Annotated in this window: 18 protein-coding genes and 1 tRNA gene; 16 read left to right on the top strand and 3 right to left on the bottom strand. The window is 72.2% G+C overall.

From position 1 onward, the window contains the following. Positions 1-3 precede the first annotated feature (3 nt). Both KY469_16405 and KY469_16400 read right to left on the bottom strand, forming a co-directional pair. Complete coding sequence (locus tag KY469_16405) at positions 4-1,041, bottom strand: Fic family protein (protein MBW3664682.1); 1,038 nt, start codon at positions 1,039-1,041, stop codon at positions 4-6. A gap of 26 nt (positions 1,042-1,067) precedes the next feature. Then, a complete protein-coding gene (locus KY469_16400; protein MBW3664681.1) occupies positions 1,068-1,883 on the bottom strand; it encodes an HAD-IB family hydrolase in 816 nt (271 codons plus the stop codon). Positions 1,884-2,015: 132 nt separating this feature from the next. Between KY469_16400 and KY469_16395 the strand changes: the two genes are divergently transcribed. Next, complete coding sequence (locus KY469_16395; protein MBW3664680.1) at positions 2,016-2,669, top strand: septal ring lytic transglycosylase RlpA family protein; 654 nt, start codon at positions 2,016-2,018, stop codon at positions 2,667-2,669. A gap of 624 nt (positions 2,670-3,293) precedes the next feature. Then, positions 3,294-3,893, top strand: a complete 600-nt coding sequence (locus KY469_16390) for a M48 family metallopeptidase (GenBank protein ID MBW3664679.1) — start codon at positions 3,294-3,296, stop codon at positions 3,891-3,893. Here the strand turns inward: KY469_16390 and KY469_16385 are convergent. Further along, the gene (locus KY469_16385) at positions 3,890-5,245 is read right to left on the bottom strand and encodes a zinc-dependent metalloprotease (protein ID MBW3664678.1); all 1,356 of its coding nucleotides are present in this window, start codon (positions 5,243-5,245) and stop codon (positions 3,890-3,892) included. The two genes, KY469_16390 and KY469_16385, sit on opposite strands and share 4 nt — an antisense overlap. A gap of 108 nt (positions 5,246-5,353) precedes the next feature. On the opposite strand from KY469_16385, the gene KY469_16380 reads away from it, so the two are divergent. From KY469_16380 to KY469_16315, 14 genes are all read left to right on the top strand, one after another. Then, complete coding sequence (locus tag KY469_16380; GenBank protein ID MBW3664677.1) at positions 5,354-6,400, top strand: NAD-dependent epimerase/dehydratase family protein; 1,047 nt, start codon at positions 5,354-5,356, stop codon at positions 6,398-6,400. Then, on the top strand, positions 6,397-7,629 hold the full coding sequence (locus tag KY469_16375; protein ID MBW3664676.1) for a hypothetical protein: 1,233 nt from the start codon (positions 6,397-6,399) through the stop codon (positions 7,627-7,629). Before KY469_16380 ends, KY469_16375 begins: the two co-directional genes overlap by 4 nt. After that, positions 7,626-8,147, top strand: a complete 522-nt coding sequence (locus KY469_16370) for a hypothetical protein (GenBank protein MBW3664675.1) — start codon at positions 7,626-7,628, stop codon at positions 8,145-8,147. Before KY469_16375 ends, KY469_16370 begins: the two co-directional genes overlap by 4 nt. Before the next feature lie 126 nt (positions 8,148-8,273). Beyond that, complete coding sequence (locus KY469_16365) at positions 8,274-8,756, top strand: molybdenum cofactor biosynthesis protein MoaE (GenBank protein MBW3664674.1); 483 nt, start codon at positions 8,274-8,276, stop codon at positions 8,754-8,756. Between the two features lie 34 nt (positions 8,757-8,790). Then, positions 8,791-8,976, top strand: a complete 186-nt coding sequence (locus KY469_16360) for a hypothetical protein (protein MBW3664673.1) — start codon at positions 8,791-8,793, stop codon at positions 8,974-8,976. A 70-nt stretch (positions 8,977-9,046) separates the two neighbouring features. After that, positions 9,047-10,369 carry a S8 family serine peptidase gene (locus tag KY469_16355; GenBank protein MBW3664672.1) on the top strand — a complete coding sequence of 441 codons (1,323 nt, stop codon included), beginning with the start codon at positions 9,047-9,049 and terminating at the stop codon, positions 10,367-10,369. A 116-nt stretch (positions 10,370-10,485) separates the two neighbouring features. Next, the gene (locus KY469_16350; GenBank protein ID MBW3664671.1) at positions 10,486-10,938 is read left to right on the top strand and encodes a hypothetical protein; all 453 of its coding nucleotides are present in this window, start codon (positions 10,486-10,488) and stop codon (positions 10,936-10,938) included. A gap of 97 nt (positions 10,939-11,035) precedes the next feature. Then, entirely contained in the window at positions 11,036-12,112 is a 1,077-nt protein-coding gene (locus tag KY469_16345) for a PDZ domain-containing protein (GenBank protein MBW3664670.1), read from the top strand. Between the two features lie 113 nt (positions 12,113-12,225). Beyond that, positions 12,226-14,880 (top strand): HAMP domain-containing protein, encoded by a 2,655-nt coding sequence (locus tag KY469_16340; GenBank protein MBW3664669.1) that lies wholly within the window; start codon positions 12,226-12,228, stop codon positions 14,878-14,880. Then, entirely contained in the window at positions 14,877-16,157 is a 1,281-nt protein-coding gene (locus KY469_16335) for a hypothetical protein (protein ID MBW3664668.1), read from the top strand. The genes KY469_16340 and KY469_16335 overlap by 4 nt, the downstream gene beginning before the upstream one ends. Before the next feature lie 70 nt (positions 16,158-16,227). Next, positions 16,228-17,820, top strand: a complete 1,593-nt coding sequence (locus KY469_16330) for a DivIVA domain-containing protein (GenBank protein MBW3664667.1) — start codon at positions 16,228-16,230, stop codon at positions 17,818-17,820. Positions 17,821-17,858: 38 nt separating this feature from the next. After that, a complete protein-coding gene (locus tag KY469_16325; GenBank protein MBW3664666.1) occupies positions 17,859-20,708 on the top strand; it encodes a UPF0182 family protein in 2,850 nt (949 codons plus the stop codon). 161 nt (positions 20,709-20,869) lie between these two features. After that, on the top strand, positions 20,870-21,160 hold the full coding sequence (locus tag KY469_16320; protein ID MBW3664665.1) for a hypothetical protein: 291 nt from the start codon (positions 20,870-20,872) through the stop codon (positions 21,158-21,160). 80 nt (positions 21,161-21,240) lie between these two features. After that, a tRNA-Met gene (locus KY469_16315) sits at positions 21,241-21,315 on the top strand. Positions 21,316-21,590 lie beyond the last annotated feature (275 nt).

Raw genomic sequence — 21,590 nt, 5'->3', positions numbered from 1 at the left:
GCGTCAGAGGACCCGGAAGCGCAGGCCCCGGCTGCCCGCGACGCGGTCGACCGTCCCGGAATCGAGCAGGGCGACCAGGTCGGCGCGGGTGTCCTCGGGTCCCACGTGGACGTCCGCGCGGTAGTCGGCGACCGTGAACGCGCGGTCGGGGAGCGCCTCGATGAACGCCAGCGCGCGGGGCGGCACCTCGACCTCGAGCGCCCCCAGTCGCCGTGCCGATGCGCGCAGACCCGCGCAGACGGCCTCGCCCCACCGTTCGAGCCAGATCGTGGCGTCGCGACGCCGGGTCGTGCGCGCGACCTCCTCGTAGTAGCCGATCGCGTCGCCGACGATGACCGGCTCCGGAGCGGCCAGCCCGGACGGGTCGAGGCCCCGTGCTCGCAGGACGAGCCGAGCGGCGACCCGCGCGAGGCGTCCGTTCGCGGCCTCGAACGGGTGGATCACGAGCAGGTCGTAGTGCAGCACGCCGCTGGTCAGTAGGCCGTGCTCGCGCGCCCCGACCGAGGCCATCCAACTGCTGAGGTGTGCGAGGCAGTCGGCGATGCGGTCGGGGTCGGTGGCGAAGTAGATGATGCGGCCCTGACTCGCGTCGTGGACCGCTTGGTGGGATGTCCGCAGGCGGCCGGCATCGACCTCGGCGATCAACCCTCTGGTGAGGCGGTGGTGCAGCGGAGCCAACGCACCTGCGAGGTCGGTCAGCAGTCGCTCGGCGAGATCCTCGGAGCTGTACGCCGCCTGCACCCCGTGGTACTCCAGCGTCTGCAGGGCATCGTCGTGGACGTCGTCGACCACCCCGAACGCGTCGAGCCACGTCCCCGACCGTGGGCGCTCGGTCGCGTCGAGCCGTGCTTCGACGGACTCGCGGCGGGGCGGCTCGGCGATCGGCGATCCGTCGAGGCGCAGCGTGGCGATGGCCGACTCGGCTCGGACGAGATCGGCGAGCTTCGCACGTGCCTCGCTCGGGGCGGCGTCGAGACGGGCCGCCAGCCGTTCCGCCTCGGCCACCAGGGACACGAGGTGGGGGGTGCGTGAGAACCGCAACGGCGCTGCGCTCACTCGCGCAAGGCTCAGCGGAGCCGGTTCAGCAGCGCCCGGACCCCCGCGGCCTCGGCCTGCATGCGACCGTGACGTCTCCCGAGCAGGTACGTCCCCGTCGCGAGCGCGGCCGCGCTGGTCGCGGCGGTCGTGGTCCTGACGACCTGCTTGGCACGCCGCGCGAAGATGACGATGGGCCAGCCGCGTTGATGTGCGACCTGCTCGAGCGCGCGGTCGGGGTTGACCGCGACGGGGTGGCCGACCATCTCGAGCATCGGCAGGTCGCTGGCGGAGTCGCTGTAGCTGTAGCAGAGGCGCAGGTCGTAGCCGCGCTCGGCCGCGATCTTCTCGATGTGCTCGGCCTTGCCCTCGCCGTAGCAGAAGGGCGCCGAGAGCCGTCCGGTGTAGCAGCCGTCGACGACCTCGGACTCGGTGCCGATGCCACCCTCGAGACCGAGGTCCTTGGCGAGCCGGTCGACGAACTCGATCGGCGATGCCGAGATGAGGTAGCGGTCGCGCCCCGCCTCGGCGTGCATCTCGAGCAGCGCCTTGGCCTCGGGCCTGACCTTCTGTAGCACCGCCGGGACGATCTGTTCGTTGAGTTCGAGCAGGTCGCTCTGGGGGTGGCCCTCGACCGCGCTGAGGATCCGGTCGCGGACCGCCTGGCTGCGCTCGTCGGTCGCCCCGACGAGCCGGAACGTGACGTTGTTCAACCCGTCCTTGAGCAGGTCCCCGGTGGGGATCATCCCGGCGCGCCACGCGGCGATGCCGAATGCGAAGGCGGACGAGCCGCTGATCAGCGTGCGATCGAGGTCGAAGAACGCCGCAGCCCGGGTCGTTTCGGCCACCGGGGCCTCCTGGTCGTGGACGGTGAGTCCCGAGCGTAGTGCCGCGCGCAGGACGCGCGGACAGGGGACGGAGCGCCGGGGGTTCCGGAGGGTGCCGTCCGGGAGCCCGCCAGGCCCCCGAACTGCTCACCAGTGTACGCGCGTCGCGAACCGCAGCTAGCGGGCGGGGTAACCTGCTTGCAGAAGTTAGCAGCGCCGGGTCGTCGCATCGGCCCGCCGTCGACCGACGCCGTCCCCGTCTCGAGGATCCTCCCTGTGCCCCTGAGGAGACACGCCGCCCTGCTGGCGGTGTTCGTCGCCGGCCTGACCGTGCTCGGCGGCATCGCCAGTGCGACCGGGCCGCTCACCGAGGATCCCGGGACCGCCACCGCCGCCGACGGCCGGGCGGCTGCGCGACTGATCGCAGCCGACGCCCTGGCGGCCACGCCCGCAGCGCCGGTGCGGCCACCCACCATCCCGGTGCGTGGGGACCGCACGGCGCGCGAGCCGGCGATCGCGTCGTACGACGGGGTGGCGTCGTGGTACGGCCACGGTTTCGCCGGTCAGCGCACCGCCAGTGGCGAGCGCTTCGACCCTGCGCGCTTCACCGCCGCACACCGCACGCTGCCGTTCGGGACGCGGCTGCGGGTGACCCACCTGCGCACCGGTCGGTCCGTCGAGGTCGCCGTCAACGACCGTGGCCCCTACGTCCGCGGGCGCGACCTCGACCTCTCCCGCGCAGCTGCTGAGGCGATCGGCCTCGTCGGTTCGGGGCATGCTGACGTGCGCATCGAGGTGCTGGCCTGACGAACCTGACCTGACGGTCCTGACCCGACGTCCTGGCCGACGGTCCTGCCCGACGGTCCTGGGGGGGCGGCACGACCCTGGCCGTTCGCGGACCCGTCACCTGACGCCACCGGTCCGGGAACGCGAGATCCCCAGCAACACCGGCTCCGGTGGGACCGTGCTCCCTTCCCCTTCAGAGCACGGGCCCTGTCGCCTGCTGCTGGGGACCTCGCGGGCGCCACCGTACGCGCGCCTCAGGAGGGTGTCGAGTCACCTGTCCACAGCCCCTGGGGATGGACAGGGCGTGCGTGTGGACGACCTGTGGATGGCCGGCCGGGGTGCTGTGGATGCCGCGACGGCACGCCCGCCGTCACCTCACCGCAACCCCCTCGTCACCTGCGGGGACACATCCACAGTGCATCCACACGTTGTGGATTGCGACGGATCGAGCATCTCGCGCGACCCCGTGCGGGGGCCGCGCGGCGAGGCGTGCGCTGAGCTGTCGCAGACGCTGGCTACGGTCGGGGCGTCGCGTCGCACGCCCTGCCGGATGCCGTGCCAGAGGCTGTGCCAGAGGCTGTGCCAGAGGCTGTGCCAGAAGCTGTGCCAGAAGCTGTGCCAGAAGCTGTGTAGGAAGGAAGCTCTGTGGCGGCACCCGCCCGCACCGTCGAGCGCCGCCCCGCCGGCGACGGCCGGCCTCCCGTCGAGGTCGTGCGCAGCACGCGCCGGCGCCGTTCGGCGTCCGCGTACGCGCGTGACGGCGTGGTCGTCGTCCAGCTCCCCGCGCACCTGCCCCGTCACGAGCAGGAGCGCTTGATCGGTGAGCTGGTGGACAAGGTGACCGGTCAGGCCCAGATCGCCGCCGCGGGCGGCGATGCCGCGTTGGCCGCCCGCGCGCGACGGCTGGCCGACGCGTACGTCGACGCGGTGCGGCCGACGTCGGTGCGGTGGTCGGGTCGGATGCGACGCCGTTTCGGTTCGGCCACCCCCGCCGACGGGTCGATCCGCATCAGTCGCGAGCTCGCCGCGTTCCCCGACTACGTCCTCGACTACGTCATCGTCCACGAGCTCGCCCACCTCGTCCATGCGGACCACTCCACCGCGTTCGAGACGCTCGTCGCCCGCTACCCCGACACCGTGCGCGCTCGGGCCTTCCTCGACGGCTTCACGGCCGGCTCCGCCCGGGGCGCGATCGCCCCGATGGACCACGACATCGTCGAACCCGAGGAGCAGGCCGACGCCTAGTCCGCTCCGTCACCGTCGTCGTCGCCCTGACCACGGCCGAAGCGCTCCTCGGCGGAGGCCTCGTGCGGGGCGTCGCCGACGTCGAGCAGCGCCCCGGCGTCATCCGGGATGTCCTCACCGGACGCCATGCGCACGAGCCAAGCGCTCGGATCGGCGAGCTCGGCGTGGTCGGGGAGGTTCTCGGGGTGGGCCATCCCCCGCCGCAGCCCCTCGAGCCCTCGCGCCGCCTCCACCGCGGCGATGAACCGGTCGCCGACGGTCTCGTCCGCCGGCTTGAGGTCCAGGCCGAGCAGCTGCTGCAGCATCCGCTCGCCGTCGCCCCGAGCGGCACGGCGTCGGCGCAGCACCTCGTCGATCCGATCCAGGTGCGGGAGTCGGTCGCTGGCGGCTGCGCGGATCTCGCGGCGCGCCCACGCCTGCACCAGGCACACCACGCCCTGGATCCGCTCCAGCACGCGCTGTTGCTCGGGCGTGGGATCGATACGGAAATCGGACGCCGACTCCATCGCGTCCCGCAGCGACTCCGGATCCTCGGGATCGAAGCTGAGCGCGAGCTCGTTGCTGAGCTCGAGCAGCTTGTCACGATCCAGCTGCGTCCCGGCAGCGAAGCTGGCCACCAGCGCCTGGATGTGGCCCTCGAGCCACGGCACCGCGTGGAACAGGCGGCGGTGCGCACCCTCCGTCAGGGCGAGGGCGATCGCCACCTCGGTCGGATCCAGCTCGTAGCCCTCGAAGGTCTCGCTGATGTTCACGGCGAGGTGCCACGCCGTGTCGGGAGCCGCGGTCGGGATGCCGAGCTCGTACTGACCGAGCAGTTGGCGGGCGAGGCGACCGACGACCTGGCCGGTGTGGATCCCGGTCAGGATGGCGCCCATGGGGCGCAGGACGCCCGACAGGTCGGGCATGCCGAGGGCCGCGAGCTCCTCGGGCATCCCCAGCTCCTCGAACTGCCCCGCGGTCAGCTCGGCGAGGGCACCTGTGGAGGCCTCCGCGACCGGCTCGATGATCGGTCGCAGCGCTCGCAGTGCGTCACCGACCCACTCCTGCCGACTGCCCACGCGAGTGTGCCCGGCGTCGGGCGGGGCGGGCAGCGTGCCCTCGTCGAGCCAGTACTCCGCGAGCCGTTGGGCGTCCTCGACGCGCTCGCGCTCGTCGGCGGTCGGGGCTCGATCGCCCTCCACCGCGAGCTGGCGCGCCACCTGGCCGGCCAGGTCCCAGTTGACCGGGCCGGTCCCGGTGTTCTCGAGCAGCATGCGGACCTGGTTGAACACCTGCGACCCACCGAGCTGCTCGATCATCTGGCGCAGCTCGTCGGGCAGGCCGCCGAAGGGATCGTCGGGGACGTCGCTCATGTCACCAGTCTGACACCCGCGCGTGGCTCTCGCACCACCCGGTCCGCACGGGACCGCCTCCGGAGGCTGGCGCTAGGCTCGGGGAGCAGCCTCACGACCAGGGGGTACATGTCCACCGTCGCGATCACGGGCATCGGGGGGCTCATCGGCCGCCGTCTCGTCGCCGAGCTCGCGACATCGTCCGACGTCGATCGGATCGTCGGCATAGACACGCAGCGTCCCGAGGGCCTGCACGGTGATCGCATCCAGCTCGTGCTGGCCGACGTGCGCGATCGTGATCTCCACCGTCACCTCGAGGGCGTCGACACGCTCGTCCACCTCGCCTTCCAACTCGATCCGATCCGTGACGAGGTCGAGATGCGATCGATCAACGTCGAGGGGACCCGCAACGTCTTCGCCGCCGGGCTGGCAGCGGGCGTACGCAAGATCGTCTACGTCTCGTCGGGTGTGGTGTACGGGGCCCACCCCGACAACGACTTCCCGTTGACAGAGGGCAGCCCGCTGCGCGCCAACCCCGACTTCCCGTACGCCGAGCACAAGCTCGAGATCGAACGGTGGCTCGCGGACTGGACCACCGACCGCGACACCCCCACCGTCACCGTCCTGCGCCCCACCGTCGTCGCCGGTCCCGGCGTGCAGAACTTCATCAGCCGGCAGTTCGAGGCGCCGCGCGCCACCGCCATCCGCGGCCACCGGCCCCCCATGCAGTTCGTGCACGTCGACGACGTCGCATCGGCCCTGGCGTTGGCGATCGAGCGCGACCTGTCCGGGCCCTACAACGTGGCGCCCGAGGGCTGGCTGTCGTTCGACGAGATGCTCGCCGTCTCGGGTGTCCGGACCGTCGAGGTGCCGGAGGAGGTCGCCTTCTCCCTCGCGGAGAGGCTCGGCGCCGTCGGCGTGTCCGAGGTGCCGGTCGGCCAGCTGCACTACGTGATGCACCCCTGGGTGCTGAGCCCGGACCGGCTCCTCCAGGAAGGTTGGCGTCCCAAGCACTCCAACCGGGACGCGCTGGTCGAGCTCGCCGAGGAGCACCGGGGCTACGTGTCGGTGGGTCGTGCGCGTGCGCGTCGCCGCGACATCAAGCTCGCGGCCGCGGGGCTGCTCACGTTGGGAGGACTGCTCCTCCTCCGCGCGCTGCGCCGCGACCGGTCGTGAACGAGCCCTCCGGACTGGGGGCGATGCTGCCGTTCCTCGCCCCGCACGAAGTGTGGGCGATCGGGCTCATCGTGATCCTGGCGGTGCTCCGCCCCGTCGGCCGGCTCGGCTGGACCGTGGCTGGCATCGTCGTCGTCGGCGCGCTCGGTGTCATGGCGACGACGACCGGGGTGGGTGATCTGACCCCGGCCAGGTGGCTGGTCCTGCCGTGGCTCGCGCTCGCCGTGGTGCTCGCGGCCACCGCCGCCGGTTCACCGCTGCGTTGGGAACCGCGCACCGGCCCATCGGCGGCAACCGCCCTCGCGTTCGGCGCGATCCTGGTCCACGCGGCCCAGGCGTGGCACGCGGACGGTGGGGCGCTCGCCGTCGCCGCGGGCGCGTGGGCCGGAGGCGAGCTGCCCGCGACGGAACTGACCGCTGACGCCGCCGCCCCCCTCGCCCTGCCGTTCATCTGGCTGCTGTCGCGCCTACCCGGCGTCGACCCGGCGGCAGCGACGGGTGCCCTGACGCTGGCGGCCACGGCCGGACTCGTCATCGGCGCCGGTCATCTGGCGCGCGGCTGGGGCTACACCGGGACGGGCAGGGCCACGACCGCTGCGGTCGCCTGGGCCCCGCCGCTGCTGCTCGCTCACGTCCACGCGCCCGTGCTGCTCATCGCCGGGGTCGCCCTCGTCTGGGCCTGGTGGGCCCTCGCTGAGGTCTGGGCCGGACGTCACCTCCCATCGCGCATGGCGGTCGTCAGCGGCGTGCTACTCGGCGTGGCCGCAGGCACCGCGGTGTGGCCACTGCTCGTGGGTCCACTGTGGATCCGGCGGCTGTCGGGTCGCAAGCTCGCGTGGTTCGTCGTGGGTCTGCTCAGCGCCGTGGTCGTGTCGGTCGCGGCACTCGTGCCGACGGGCTGGGGCGTTGGGGAACTGTGGCGCGCCGTCGTCGTGGATCCCGTCGGGACTGCCGATCTCGGCGCCGTGCTGCCCCTCGCGCTCGCGGCGGTCGCGCTGGCAGGCGCAGCACCGCGCGTGCCGCTGTCGCCGACCCGGCTGTCAGCGGCGACTGGCGCGATCCTCGCGCTGGCCAGTCCGTGGTGGCCACCGGCGTGGCAGGTGACGGGTCCCGTGCTCGCGATCCCGTTCGTGATCCTCGCTGCCGTGGCGCCGGACCGTCCGCACGAGCACTGGCCTCCGGATGCGCCGCTGCCGCTCGAGGACGTACCCGCCGGTGTCAGCCGATGAGGTGCGCCGCCACGCTGCTCGTCCTCGTCGCGCTGGCGGCGGGCTGCGGTGACGACGCACCTGCCGAGCCTGACGCCGCGATCGCGCGTGGGACGAGCGCGACGTTCGGCTCCGACGATCCGGGAGCCGGACCCGCGTGCTTCCTCGCCATCGATGACACCTCCCTCGAGCGTCTGTGGCTGCTCGGCGACGCCGGCGGACAGAGCCCTCCGCCACCGCTGCCGACCGATCTCGAACCCCCGGCGGTTGGCGTCTTCATCGGGACCGACCGCGAGGGTGGCGGTCCGCCCACGGTCGTCACGAGCGACGTCGAGGGCGCAGCCGCGGTGATCGAACTACGACTGGACGAGGGGCCGGCGGAGTCGGCCGGGGGCGAGACCTCGCCCTACGTCATCGTCGGGGTGCCGGCCGGCGTCGCCCTGGCGCGGATCACGGGCGACGTGTCCCTCGAGTGCGACGTCCGCGTTCCCGAGCTGCCACGGGGCGGGGAGGTCGAAGACGACGAGGTCGGCGGATGACCTATCAGACTTCACCCCCCAGGCCGGCAACGCCGGCCCCTCCCCCCTCCAGGGGGGAGGCATGACCGATCAGGCTTCACCCCCCAGGCCGGCAACGCCGGCCCCTCCCCCCTCCAGGGGGGAGGCATGACCGATCCGCCCCGGGGCGCGCCTCGCATCGAGACGCTCCTGACGACCGATCCGCTCGACGTGGCGGCGGCGCACCGCGCGGTGGCCGACCCGACCTGCGGTGGTACGACGGTGTTCACCGGGTCCGTCCGCGATCACCACGAGGGTGCAGCGGTCGAGCGCCTGGAGTACGAGGCCTGGGAGGAGCGTGCGGCGGCCGGTCTGCGGGAGGTCGGCGAGGCGGTCGTCCGCCAGCGAACGTCGGTCCGGGCCGTCTACCTGGCGCACCGCCTCGGTCCCCTCGACATCGGCGAGGTGAGCGTCGTCGTCGCGGCTTCGGCACCCCACCGCGCCGAGGCGTTCACAGCCGCCCGGGATCTGATCGACCGCTTGAAGGCCGAGGTGCCCATCTGGAAGCACGAGTTCCTCGCCGACGGCACGCGCCGGTGGCCGGGGGCTGACGGTCACCCTGCGGTTGAGGACCCGGCCCGAACGGACTAGTTTCGGCCTCCGCTGTCCCGAGGAGCGCGCGCCCGTGGTCTACCTGTTCCTGCCGATCATCGTGATCGTCGCGGTCGGCCTCGCCTGGACCTGGTGGGAGGGCCGCGTCGACCGCGACCCAGCCTCCAGCGTGGACCACTTCCACCGTGCGCTCGCGGCCATGGAGCCGGTCCGGGCGTCCGATGACGCCGACGCCGACCGTCAGCGCGTGGACGCCTAGGAGGCCTGCACCCCCCTCCCGCCAGCGCCGTACCCTCTCGGACGTCCGGTTCCACGCCCAGGGAGGCCTCGTGTCGCGCCATCGCTGGGCGTCGGTGGTGCTCGCCGCGGCGACGTCGCTCATGGTGCTGGCCGCGGGCGATCCCTACCGCCCGGTGCAGTGGGGACTGCAGCGCATCGGGGCGGAGCGGGCCTGGTCCGTGGCCGACGGGGCCGGAGCGGTGGTCGCCGTCGTCGACACCGGTGTCGATCTCGACCACCCCGATCTGGCCGATCGGGTGCTACGCCGCCAGGACGGCACGGTGGTCGGACTCGACGTCATCGATGAGGACGACGATCCCGACGACCCCAACGGGCACGGCACCGTCGTCGCGGGGATCGTCGCCGCCACCGCTGACAACGACATCGGGGTCGCCGGCGTCGCGCCAGGGGCCTGGATCATGCCCATCCGCGTCCTCGATGCCGATGCGGGGGGAGACGGCGACGACGTCGACCGTGCGATCCGGTGGGCCGTGGACAACGGTGCCGACGTCGTCAACGTCTCGCTCGAAGCCGTCCTCGAGGACGGCAGCACCGCGCCGGTCGATCCGCTCCTGGCTCCTCGCCGAGCCCCGACGGAGGCCGTCGCGTACGCGTGGGACCACGGCGTCCTCGTGGTCGCCGCGGCCGGCAACAGCGGCAGCGGCTCCAGCGACTACCCCGACTCCTCGCCGGTCGTGCTGGTCGGAGCCAGCGACGAGGACGATCGGCGGGCCGGCTTCTCCGACACGGTGCGCGAGGACGCGCTGCTGGCGCCGGGGGTCGCGATCATCAGCACGTGGTGCGATCCCTGCGGTCCCGGCGGCACCCCCAGCTACGGGGAGGCCGACGGCACCTCGTTCGCCGCACCCCACGTCAGCGGTGCCCTGGCGGTGCTGCTCAGCAGCGGGTTGAGCCCCGGGGCCGCCCTGGCTCGCGTGCGACAGACCGCGGTGGACCTCGGACCCCCTGGGCCCGACCGCGAGCACGGTGTGGGGCGCCTCGACCTCGCGGCTGCCAGCGGCGTCCCGCCCGAAGCGGGTCCTGACCCCGCCCCGACGGTGGAGCCAGCGCCCACCCCGCCCGCGACGGCCGCTCCGCCCACCTCGGTCTCGCAACCCGACGTGGGGTTCCCGCCGCCTGCGCGAGCCTCGTCCACACCATCGCCGCAGCGGTCAGCCGCCGACGAGCCCAGCAGGCCAGCCATCCTCTCAGAGCCGGGTACGACACTCGGCCCCGTCATCGAGCGGTCACCGCCGCAGGCGGCCGCCGCCGACGGACCCCCCGGTAGGTCCTGGGTGGGTCTGCTCGCCGCGAGCCTCCTCGTCGTCGCTTCCAGCGGGGTCGTGCTCACGGTGGGGCGACCGGTCAAGTAGCGCCACCTACGTGCCGACATGAGGACGGGCGGCGGCAGGCCGCCTCCGCTGGACCGGCGCCGACAGGACGACCACGTCCGTGTGGTGCGTGAGCGCAGCACGAGGAAGGACACACGATGCAGCATCTGGTGCGGTACACCATGCCCGGTGGCCACCACGAGTACCGCGATGCGGCCTCGCTCGAGGAGGCGACCCGGCTGGTCGAGACGGCACGGAACGACTACGGCGCCAGCGACGCCCAGATCTTCCGCGAGGTCCCGATCGAGTTCAAGGTCCAGTACAAGGTGACCGTGGCCGACGCTGTGGTCCCGGAGGTGCCCGTCGCGGCCCCCGAGGCTCCCACCGCTCCGCCGCCGGTGTCCGACCCCGCGCCGATCCCTCCCGCGATGCCCCCCGTCGCCCAGCCGTCGGAGCCGCCCCCCGGAGCGATGCCACTCGCGGCGCGCCCCGTGGCCCCCTCGACGGACGAGAGCTCGGACGCCGAGGCGGAGGGCGAGTCGGCACCCGAGAACGTGACGCCGATCGGTGGCGAGGGCGCGTCACGAAGGACCTTGTTCGGCCGTTCATGAGGCGCTGAGCGCCGCGGAACGGTGAGGTGCGACGGGTACCCTGCGGGTACCCGTTGCGTTATCGGTCGCTCCACCGTCCCGTCCTCGCGGAGTCCACGTGCGTCGGATCCTGGTCGTGCTGCTGCTCGTCGCCGGTATCGGGCTGCTCGCGCGGGGCGCGTTCCCCTGCAGCATCGTCTCCGCGCAGCCGACCTGTTACGTCACGTTGCACGAGGGCCCTACCGAGAACACCCTCGAGCTGGTCGACATCCGGGGGGAGGCCACGACCGCCAGCGCGGGCGAGTACCTCCTCACCACGGTGGCGGTTGACTCCGACCTCACCCTGTGGGAGTGGCTCGACGGATCGTTCTCCTCCGACGTGCGGGTGATCCAGCGTGCGGTGCTGTTCCCGGAGGACGCCGACGTCGAGGACGTGCGGCGCGAGAACGCTGCGCTGATGGAGGAGAGCCAGATCGACGCGGTCGTCGCTGCTCTCCGCGCGCTGGGTCAGGCCAACGTCGATCCCGAGCCGGACGGGGCCGAGGTCACCCAGGTGCTCGAGGACTCACCCGCGGCACGGGCCGGTTTCGACGTCGGCGACGTCATCACGGCGGTGGAGGGCGAGCCCACCCGCAGTGCTGAGGCGGTCATCGCCAGACTGTCGGGGTTCTCGGTCGGCGACGAGGTCTCCATCACGGTACGGGCGCGGGATGGGACCGAGCGCGAGGTCGATGTCCGACTCGACGACTCGCTCACCGAGCCGGGCCGAGCGACGTTGGGGGTGATCGTGATGACGCACTTCCACCTCCCGACCGACGTGACCATCGACGAGCGCGGCATCGCTGGTCCTTCGGGTGGCCTGATGTTCGCGGTCACGATCGTGGATCTGCTGAGCGAGGAGGATCTCACCGGGGGCACCGTCATCGCGGGCACCGGCATCATCAACCGTCAGGGGCTCGTCAGCGCCATCGGTGGAGTCCAGCAGAAGATCCTGGGTGCGCTGAACCGGGGCGACGACCTCCCACCAGCCGAGGTGTTCCTCGTCCCGCGCGGGAACTTCGAGGAGGCGAGCGCGACCCCGGTCGACCGTGAGGTGCTCCTGATCCCCGTCGATAGCCTCGGAGATGCGTTGGCCGCGCTCCGCGAACTCCTCGCCGACCAGCGGCCCGAGGGCGCGCTCGCGCTGGGCCCCTGAGCTACAGCCAGGCGTCTCGCCGGCCGACGAGGATAACGGGCGACAAGGGCGCTCCGGCGGTCGGCCATCGCCGGGCCCCACCCTCCTAGACTCGGGGCTACATGACGGCCGGCGTGGCGATCCCCCTCCACCTCGCGGTGCACGTGCTCGGGCTCACCGTAGCTCTCGCCCTCACCGCGACTTCCCGGCGTTCCCGGGGTAGCGACGGCTGGCTGGGCTTCGCTCTCGGCGGACTGATGCTGGCCGCCTCGTACGTCGTCACCGGGGCGCTGATCGCGCCCGATCACGCCTGGCCGGTCTACCTCCGGGCGGCCGGCTACGCGGCGTTGGCGGTCGGGGCTGCAGGCCGCTTGGTCGGCGCCGGCGCCGGGGTCGTCGTCGCCGCCCCGATGACCGCGCACGTCACCGCCGCCGTCGCCGCGGTCATGGCCGCCCTGGCGGCGATCCGCGGCATCGTCGGTCGCGGACAGGCCACGTTCCTGCTCGGCACCGGACTCGCCCTGTGGGCAGCGGCCGACCTGCTCGTACGGACCCACGCAACCGGTGCCGCGTCGCTGTCGCTGGCCGGGTCGGTCGCGGTCGGCTGGTGGACGCTGCGACAGGTCCGGACCAGCCTGCTGTCCCGCTTCGTGGCATCGTTCGTCGGCGTGCTGCTCGTTGCCGTCGTCGCGCTCGCGTCCGCCGGCGGCGTGGTGTTCGTGTCGGACCTCCAGGCGGACCAGACCGCGACCCTCGAGGCGGCAGCCGAGGCTCGTGTCGAGCAGTTCACCGTCGAGTGGCCGCGCGAGATGCTCGCCACCGGCGGGGCCCTCGCCGGGGCGAGCCTCGCCAACGAGATCAGCAGCGCGGTCTCGGGCGAGATCGCCGACCTCGACGCCCGTTCTCGGACGATCGCCGGTCGGCTGCCCGGTATCGACGTGGTGGTCCTCGTCGAGAGCGGCGGGAGGGTGGTGGGGTCGTGGGACGCCGGGGCGCAGCAGGGACCGCTCGAACTCGCCGACGAGAGCGTGATCGCGGGGGATCCGGTCGTGACCGAGGTGCTGCGAGGCGCGACCCAGGCCGCGAACGTGATCGCCCTCGGGGAGCGTGACATCCTCAGTGTCGGGGCGGTCGTGGTCGCACCCACGGCGGGCGGCGAACCGCGGCTGGATCTGCGGACCGGCGTGCTCGTCCTCGGCCGAAGGGTGACCGACCCGCGCGTCGTCGCCGGCATCGACGAGCTCACGGGTGCCGACGCCACCATCCTCGTCGGAGGGTCGGTGGCGGTCTCGACCCTCAGCCGCGAGACCAGTGCTGCACTCGCCAACTTGGTTAGCACCTCGCCGTCCGCGGGGCTCTCGGACGTCGCCGGTACGTCGCGGTTCGTGGCGGCTGAAGCGGTACGCGGCACCGACGGCCAACCCTTCGGGACGCTCGTGCTGTCGGTCGAGGCGGGGACGCTCGCCGCGGTGGAGGAGTCGTTCGTCCGCACCGCGTTCGTGACGACCGTCGTGGGGCTGCTGGTCGCGCTGGTGCTGGCGAGCGTGGTCGCGAGCCGGACCGCGCGGCCGGTGCGGCGTATCACGGATGCGGCCGAGCGGGTCGCCGGAGGCGACCTCGGGACCCGCGTGTCGGTGGACCGCCCCGACGAGGTCGGCCGCCTGGCCACCGCGTTCAACGACATGACCGGATCGCTGTCCGAGCGCGATGCGGCGCTGCGTCGAGCAGCCGCGGTCGAGGCCGAGCTGCGTGGGCGCCTCGAAGCGGTCACCGGGTCGATGGGCGAGGCGTTGCTGGCGGTGGACGCCGACGGCAAGGTGGTCACGGTCAACCCGGCCGCCGCGACCCTGCTCGGCCGCTCGCCATCGCGCCTGGTCGGCCGCGACATCCGCCGGGTGCTGCGCGGAACGGACCCGGCAGGGACTCCGCTGCACGAGGTCCTCGGCGGACCCGAGGACGACGCGTCGCGAGCGACGCGGGGCGTCGTCGGCCGGGGTCGGGACGCGACTTCCGTCGCCGCGACCGCGGCGCCGCTGCTCGGTGACGACGGAGAGCGACTCGGCCGCGTGTACGTGCTGCGAGACGTGACCGGCGAGGCCGAGGTCGAACGGATGAAGACCGAGTTCCTCGCCAACATCTCGCACGAGCTGCGCACCCCGCTGACCCCGATCAAGGGCTACGCCGAGGTCATGCGCAGCAAGGCCCTGGAGCCGAAGCGGGTCGCCGAGTTCGCGCGTGCCATCACCGAATCCGCGGAGCGACTCGAGCGGATCGTGGCGATGCTCGTCGACTTCGCGTCGCTCGAAGCGGGGCGCACGGAGGTCAACCTCGCCCCGACCGAAGTCTCCACCGAGGTCGACGAGGTGCTCGGTCGGTTGCGGGAGCGCTACCCGGAGCGCAAGCTCTCCCGGCGCATCGAGCGCGACCTGCCGCCCGTACTGGCCGATGGGGCGCTGCTGCGCCGCGTTCTCGACGAGCTACTGGATAACGCTTTGAAGTTCTCCACGGATCGCGTCACCGTCACCGCGCGGTCGATCGACGACCGGCACGTGCGCCTGACGGTGCGCGACCGCGGTTCGGGCATCGACGCCGAGAGCCTCGACGTCATCCTGCGTGACTTCCACCAGGCGGATGGCAGTGCCACCCGCCGTCACGGTGGGCTGGGGCTGGGGCTGTCGATCGTGCAGCGGATCGTCGATCGCTTCGGTGGTGAGGTCGCGGTCGAGTCGGCCCCGGACCGAGGCACCGACATCCACATCATCCTGCGCGCTGCCAGGAGCGGTTCATGAGCGCGCGCAGCGCGTTCCAGGCCCGCGCCGCCGCGTGGCTCGCCGTCGCCGCGGTCATCGTCGGGTTCGTCCTCGCCCCGCCCGGTGGTGGACCCTCTCTGCCGGCCGGGGCGGCCGCGCGACTCGTCGAGGGACGGATGGAGCAGCTCACCTCGGACGGATGGCGCCCCGTCGCCATCGGCGAGGTCATCGCTCACGGCGCGGACGTGAGGACGCCGGACGAGGTCGCGGTGCTCGAGATCGAGGGCGGTCGCCTCGAGATCGCTCGCGGTTCGCTGGCGACCCTCGACACGACCATCGAGCTCGACAGCGGCGCGGTGCTGCTCGCCGTGGATCTCCAGCGCACGGTCCACCTCCAGTTCACGGAGGTCGTCGGCCGTGGGACCTGGCGCGTGGATGCCGGCGTGGCTCCTCGCGTCGGCGTGTACGACGGCGGAGCCGCTGCGACGATCACCGGAACGGATGCACCAGCGAACGCCCCCGTGGCTCGGCTGCAGCAGCTCGAGCTCGTCGACGGGGTGCCGTCGGACACCGTGCTGCCGCTGCGCTACTTCTTCGCCGACCCGTGGGACCAGCGCCTGCTCGCTGACGCGATCGCGGTCGATGCCCAGGTCGAGCGGCTCGAGACCGCATGGGACGCCGCGTACGGAACCGCGCCGCGAGCGCCGGCCTTCTTCGATGACTTCATCGCGGTCGATGAGCAGCTCGGCGGGGCGCTCGCCGAGTTCGCGAGCGAGGTCGACGGCGACGCGCTCGGACCCCCCGCCGATGTGCTGATCGGGATCGTCGTGGTCAGCTTGCTACGCGAGACCGTCGGCCTCGACGCCGCGGACGCGATCGAACAGGTCACCTCGCTGCGACGGCTCGACGCCACGTGGGGGCTCATCCTGGCGCACCACGATCTCGGTCCCGCGGCTCTCGCCGCAGGCGCGGATGCGGCCCTGCGTTCGCGCGCGGCTGAGGTCGCCGCATCACCGACTCCCACGGTCGCACCGACACCGTCGCCGACGCCGTCGCCCCCGTCCCCGGACCCCTCGCCGTCGCCGTCGCCGTCGCCCTCGCCCGGCCCGTCGCCCGGCCCGTCGCCGTCGCCCGGCCCGTCGCCGTCGCCTAGCCCTAGCCCCGGCCCGCTCGACGAGCTGCTCGAGCCGCTGCCCGACCCGGTCGAGGACCCCCTGGACGAGTTGCTCGATCCGGTCGAGGACCCCCTGGACGAGCTGCTCGACCCGATCGAGGACGTGGTTCCCCTCCCGCCCGCGACGCTGTCCCTGCCGTGACCGCCGGGCGGCCGCGAGGCTGGTCTATGCTGCCCTGCCGGTCGTTCCCAGCCCGCCTCGGGGGGTCACCTTGCTGACACCAGACGAGATCGCGTCGCGCGAGTTCCTCATCTCGCTGCGCGGGTACGACCGTGACGAGGTCGCCAGCTTCCTGCGTCAGGTTGCCGAGGAGCACGCCCACCTCCAGCGCCGTATCCGCGAGCTCGAGAGCGAGCTCGAGACCGCCGATGACGTTGGCACCGCACCCGTGGTGCGTCAGGAGGCGTCGGCCGCGCGCCCGTCCTCCGACCCGCGCGACGCCTTCCGGGCCCTCGGCGAGGAGACGACCCGCATCCTCGTGGCCGCCGAGGAGAGCGCGCAGACGATCAAGCAGCGCGCGGAGGAGCGCGCCAAGCAGGAGCTCGAGACCGCCCGCCGGGAGGCGCGCGACGAGGTCGAGAGCGCGCGCCGGACCGCGAGCAAGATCGTCGCGGACGCGGAGCGGCGCCGCAACAGCGTCGCCGAGGACATCCGGAACCTCGAGTCGATGCGGGACGGTTTCCTGCGCGATCTGCGTTCGGCGATCAAAACCGCCCAGGGCGCGATGCGCGGCCTGCAGCCCGGCGACGGTGACGGCAACGGTCGTACCAGCACGGGTGGTGGCGGCACGGCGACCCGCACCCGAGCTGTCGAGAACCGCACCTCGACGCCCCGCTCGGTCCGCCCCACGCGCGGCGACGAACCAGCCGAGGACGACGGTGACGTCGAACGAGCGGTCTTCGACGACGGCACCGAGTCCGTCCGCGTCATCCCGCCCACGACGCCGGCCGCCCCGTCCGCCTCGCCTCCCACCGAACTCGGCGACGAGGAGACCACCGACGACCTCGACGACGAGCTGCTCGACGAAGAGGTCGACGAGGACCTCGAGCAACTCGCCGAGCTCGAGGACGAGCTCGAGGAGCAGCTCCCCGACGTGGGGGCGGTCGACGCCGAGGCCAGCGAGCCCCTGCCGCGACAGCTGCGCGAGCAGTCGCTCGCCGGTGTGCGTCCCGGGATGCTGCGGCGTCTCCGTCGGTCGCTGCAGGACGTCCAGAACACCGTGCTCGACTCGGTGCGGCGCTCGGCCGGAGACGACAGCCTCGACAGCCTGCTGCCGTCGCGCGATCTGCTCGCCCCGTTGACCGAGGTGGGGGAGTCGTTCCTCTCCGACGCCTACCGTGCGGGGCTGTCGGACGGCGCGACACTCGCTGATGGCGATCTCGGAGACGGCACCGAGGACCCATCACGTGTCCCCGCCAGCTCGGCGACGTTCGGGGCGGTTCTGTCCCACGAGATCGTCGCTTCCCTCAAGGCCACACTCCGCGCCGGCATGAGCGCCGACGAACCCACCTCGCAGCTCTCCGAACGCGTGGGCGAGGTGTTCCGTGACCTCAAGGGCCCAGTCGTCGAGGGCATCGCCGACGAGCACCTCGTGCGCACCTACGGTTACGGCGTGCTCGATGCGTGGCGCGAGCTCGGGGTCGCGAGCAAGGCGTGGGTGCCGGGAGACGCGCCCCGCTGCCCCGAGGACATGCGTATCCAGAACGCCGACGCCGGCGCCGTCGGCCTCGACGACCACTTCCCGACCGGCGAGGTCGTACCGCCGGCGCACGCCGGCTGCGACTGCGCGCTCGCGCCCCGGTAGGGTCGCGTGACCAGCTAGCTCTCCTCGGAAGGGCGGTAGTGCGCGATCTGCTCCGGCGACGCCTCGGCATCGTCATCGCCGTCGTGCTCGTCGTCGTCCTGCTGTCGGCCAACCGCATCGCGACCTTCCTCACCGACCTGTGGTGGTACGACGCGCTCGGCTACCGCGGCGTGTTCACCGGGGTCCTCGGCGCCCAGGTCGTGCTCGGCCTGGTCTTCGGGGTCTTCCTCGCGGTGGTCGTCGCCGCCAACCTGCAGATCGCGCGGCGGCTGCGACCCACGATCATCCCCTCCACCCCACAGCAGGCCATCGTCGAGCGCTACCGCCAGATGGCCGACCCGTACCTGCCGTGGCTGATCGGTGGACTCGCGCTGCTGTTCGGGTTGACGGCCGGGGCGGCGGTGTCGCAGCAGTGGGAGTCGTTCCTCCTGTGGCGCAACGGAGGCGAGTTCGGCGTCGCCGATCCGCAGTTCAGCCGCGACGTCGGCTTCTACGTCTTCGACCTTCCGTGGGTGCGGTTCGTGCAGAACTGGCTGTTCACGTCGCTGATCCTGGTGGGGCTGCTCACCGCAGGAGCCCACTACCTCCTCGGCGGCATCCGTCCCGAGGCCCCGGGCGACAAGGTCACACGACCCGTCAAGGTCCACCTGTCGGTCCTGCTCGCCATCATCCTCGCGGTCCGGGGCTGGGGCTACTGGCTCGACCGCTACATGTTGAACTTCTCACCGCGCGGCCAGGTGACGGGCGCCTCCTACACCGACGTCAACGCCGAACTACCCGCGCTGTACCTGCTGCTCGTGGTGACCGGCGTCGCGATCGTGCTCGTGCTCATCAGCATCCGCCGCAGCGGGTGGCTGCTGCCAGGCGCCGCCATCGGGCTGCTCGTCCTCGCCAGCATCGTGCTGTCAGGCGCGTACCCGGCCGTCATCCAGCGGGTCCGAGTCGACCCGCAGGAACTCGAGCGCGAGAGCGAGTTCATCGACCGCAACCTCGAGGCGACGCGGGCCGCCTGGGGCCTCGAGGACATCGACTTCGGGCTGTTCCAGGTCACCGACGACATCACCGAGGCGGACCTCGAGGAGGAGCAGGTCACGCTCGCCAACATCCGGCTGTGGGACCCGCGCGTCCTCGAGACCACCTACGCCGAGCTGCAGGCCCTGCGGCCGTACTACGCCTTCAACGACGTCGACGTGGATCGCTACGGACTCGACGGGGAGCTGCGCCAGGTCATGCTCTCGGCGCGCGAGCTCGACCAGTCTGGACTGCCGGAGCAGGCCCAGACATGGCAGAACCAGCGGCTGACGTTCACGCACGGCTTCGGCGCCGTCGCCAGCCAGATCAACACGACCAACCCCGAGGGTCAGCCCATCTTCCTGGCGCGCGACATCCCGCCACGTGGCAACCCGGCGCTGGTGCCCGCGGGCGAGTCCGGCATCTACTTCGGCGAGCGCGACGAGCCCTCGTACTCCATCGTCGACACCGAGCAGCCCGAGCTCGACTACGAGACGAGCGAGGGTGCCGAGCAGGTCACGACCGTCTACGCCGGCGAGGGCGGCGTGCCGCTGGGCAACCGGCTCCGGCGACTGGCCTTCTCGATCCGCTTCGCCGACCCGAACTTCGTCCTCTCCGGTCTGCTGAACGACGATTCCAAGGTCATCTACCACCGGGGTGTGCGGGCCCGTGTCGAGCGGGTCGCCCCCTACCTGCTGTTCGACAACGACCCCTACCCCGTCATCCTCAACGAGCGGCTGGCCTGGATCCAGGACGCCTACACGCACTCCGACATGTACCCCTACTCCGAGCGCGTGGACGGCTTCCTCGGTCACCAGGTCAACTACCTGCGCAACAGCGTCAAGGCGGTTGTCGACGCCTACGACGGCACCGTCACCCTGTACGTGGTCGACGAGAACGACCCCGTCGTGGAGGCGTGGCGGCGGACGTTCCCCGCGCCGTACGCCGACGTCGAGGACGCCCCGTCCGAGCTGGCCGCGCACTTCCGCTACCCCGAGGACCTGTTCACGATCCAGGCGCGCGTCTACCAGACCTACCACATCCCCACGACCGAGGCGTTCTACAGCAAGGCCGACGCCTGGGACATCCCCAACGATCCCTCGCAGATCGCCAACCAAGCCGCCGGCCAGAACCAGGCCGCGCCGCTGCTGCGGCCCTACTACCTGCTGATGCGGCTGCCGGGAGAGGCCGACGAGGAGTTCGTGCTCATCCAGCCGTACCTCGCCCGCAACAAGCCGAACATGATCGCGTGGCTCGCGGGGCGGTCGGATCCCGGTCACCTCGGTGATCTGTTCGCGGTGCAGTTCCCCAGCTCGCAGACGATCCTCGGCCCGCAGCAGGCCCAGGCGCGCATCGAGCAGGACGACCGCATCGCCGAGTACATCACGCTGCGCGACCAGGCCGGCTCCGAGGTGATCCGTGGCAACCTGCTGGTCATCCCCATCGGCAGCTCGATCCTCTACGTCGAGCCGCTGTTCCTGGAGTCGCCGCAGGCACGCATCCCGCAGCTGGAGCGGGTCGTGCTCGTCATGGGCGAACGCGTCGTGTTCGAACGGACGCTCCAAGAGGCTCTCGAGACCCTCGTGACCGCACCCTCCCCCGAGGAGGGGGAGGAAGAGGAGGAGGGCGAGGACCTGATCGAGCTCCAGGAGCGCATCGCCCAGGCGTTCCAGGCCGCGCAGGACGCGCTCGAAGCGGGCGATCTCGGCGGCTTCCAGACCCAGTTCGAGCGGGCGTCGGAGCTGTACAACCGCCTGCTCGAGCGCCAGGGCCTGGCACCCGAGCCCGAGCCGACCGCCGGCGAGACCCCCGGGACCGAGCCGACCACGGACGCGACCGAGCCCGCGCCCGAGGCGACCGCGACCGCATCGTCCTGAGCGAGCACAGCGTCCCCGGTCGCGCGACCGGGGCGTGTGCCTCCCTCCGGACGGGACCGTCCGTCCACGCCCTGACCGGACTAGCTCGGGCGGACGGGGCGCCGGGCAACGGCGGGGCGTGGGGTCGCCGATGCTGCGCTCCGACCCGGAGGGTGCCCACCATGGACCGTCGTCCCATCCGCCTCGTGCTCCGCAGCGGCCAGGCTTACGACATCGACCAGACCTTCATCGACGCGAACGGTGAGGAGTGCAACCTCGCCGACCAGTACGGCGTCGGCATCGCGCGGCTGTTCCGATCGGGCCAGCGCGTGACCGTGCGTACCGAAGCGTCCACCGTCGTCATCGTCTCCGACGAGATCGCCGCCGTGGAGATGGGCGAGACCGCGGCCACCCGTTCCCGCGGCAGCGTGTCCTCGCTGCCGTCCTCGCGCCGCGCCATCGCCAGCGTCTGACGGGTGGGGCGCGGGGCGTCCCGGCCTCACCGGCGGGTTTGCGCGCCTTTCCGAGGCTCGGTAGCTTCGTCGGCCGACGACGCGGGGTGGAGCAGGCTGGTCAGCTCGCCGGGCTCATAACCCGGAGGTCGCAGGTTCAAATCCTGCCCCCGCTACTAAGAAAACCCCCTAGCTTGGGGGTTTTCGCCTTTTCATGACCGACAGATGACCGCCCACAGCTGTGACGGAGCGGCTGCGGGGGGGCTTCCGGCTTCCGGCAGGTGCCGGCTGGTCACGCGCCGCGCCGCGACCCGGTCGGGGGACATGCGTAGCCTGTGGGGCCTGTGCGGATCCGTCGGGTCGGTGACACGGAAGAACGCCACACCGTTCGACTTGCGATGATGACGTACTCGTCACCGGTCTCGGCGTCGGTCCAACCCCACAGGTCGCT

Source organism: Actinomycetota bacterium (assembly GCA_019347575.1).
Lineage (GTDB): Bacteria > Actinomycetota > Nitriliruptoria > Nitriliruptorales > Nitriliruptoraceae > JAHWKY01.
Note: the sequence above shows the minus strand (reverse complement) of the source record. Positions and strands in the feature narration are given on the sequence as shown.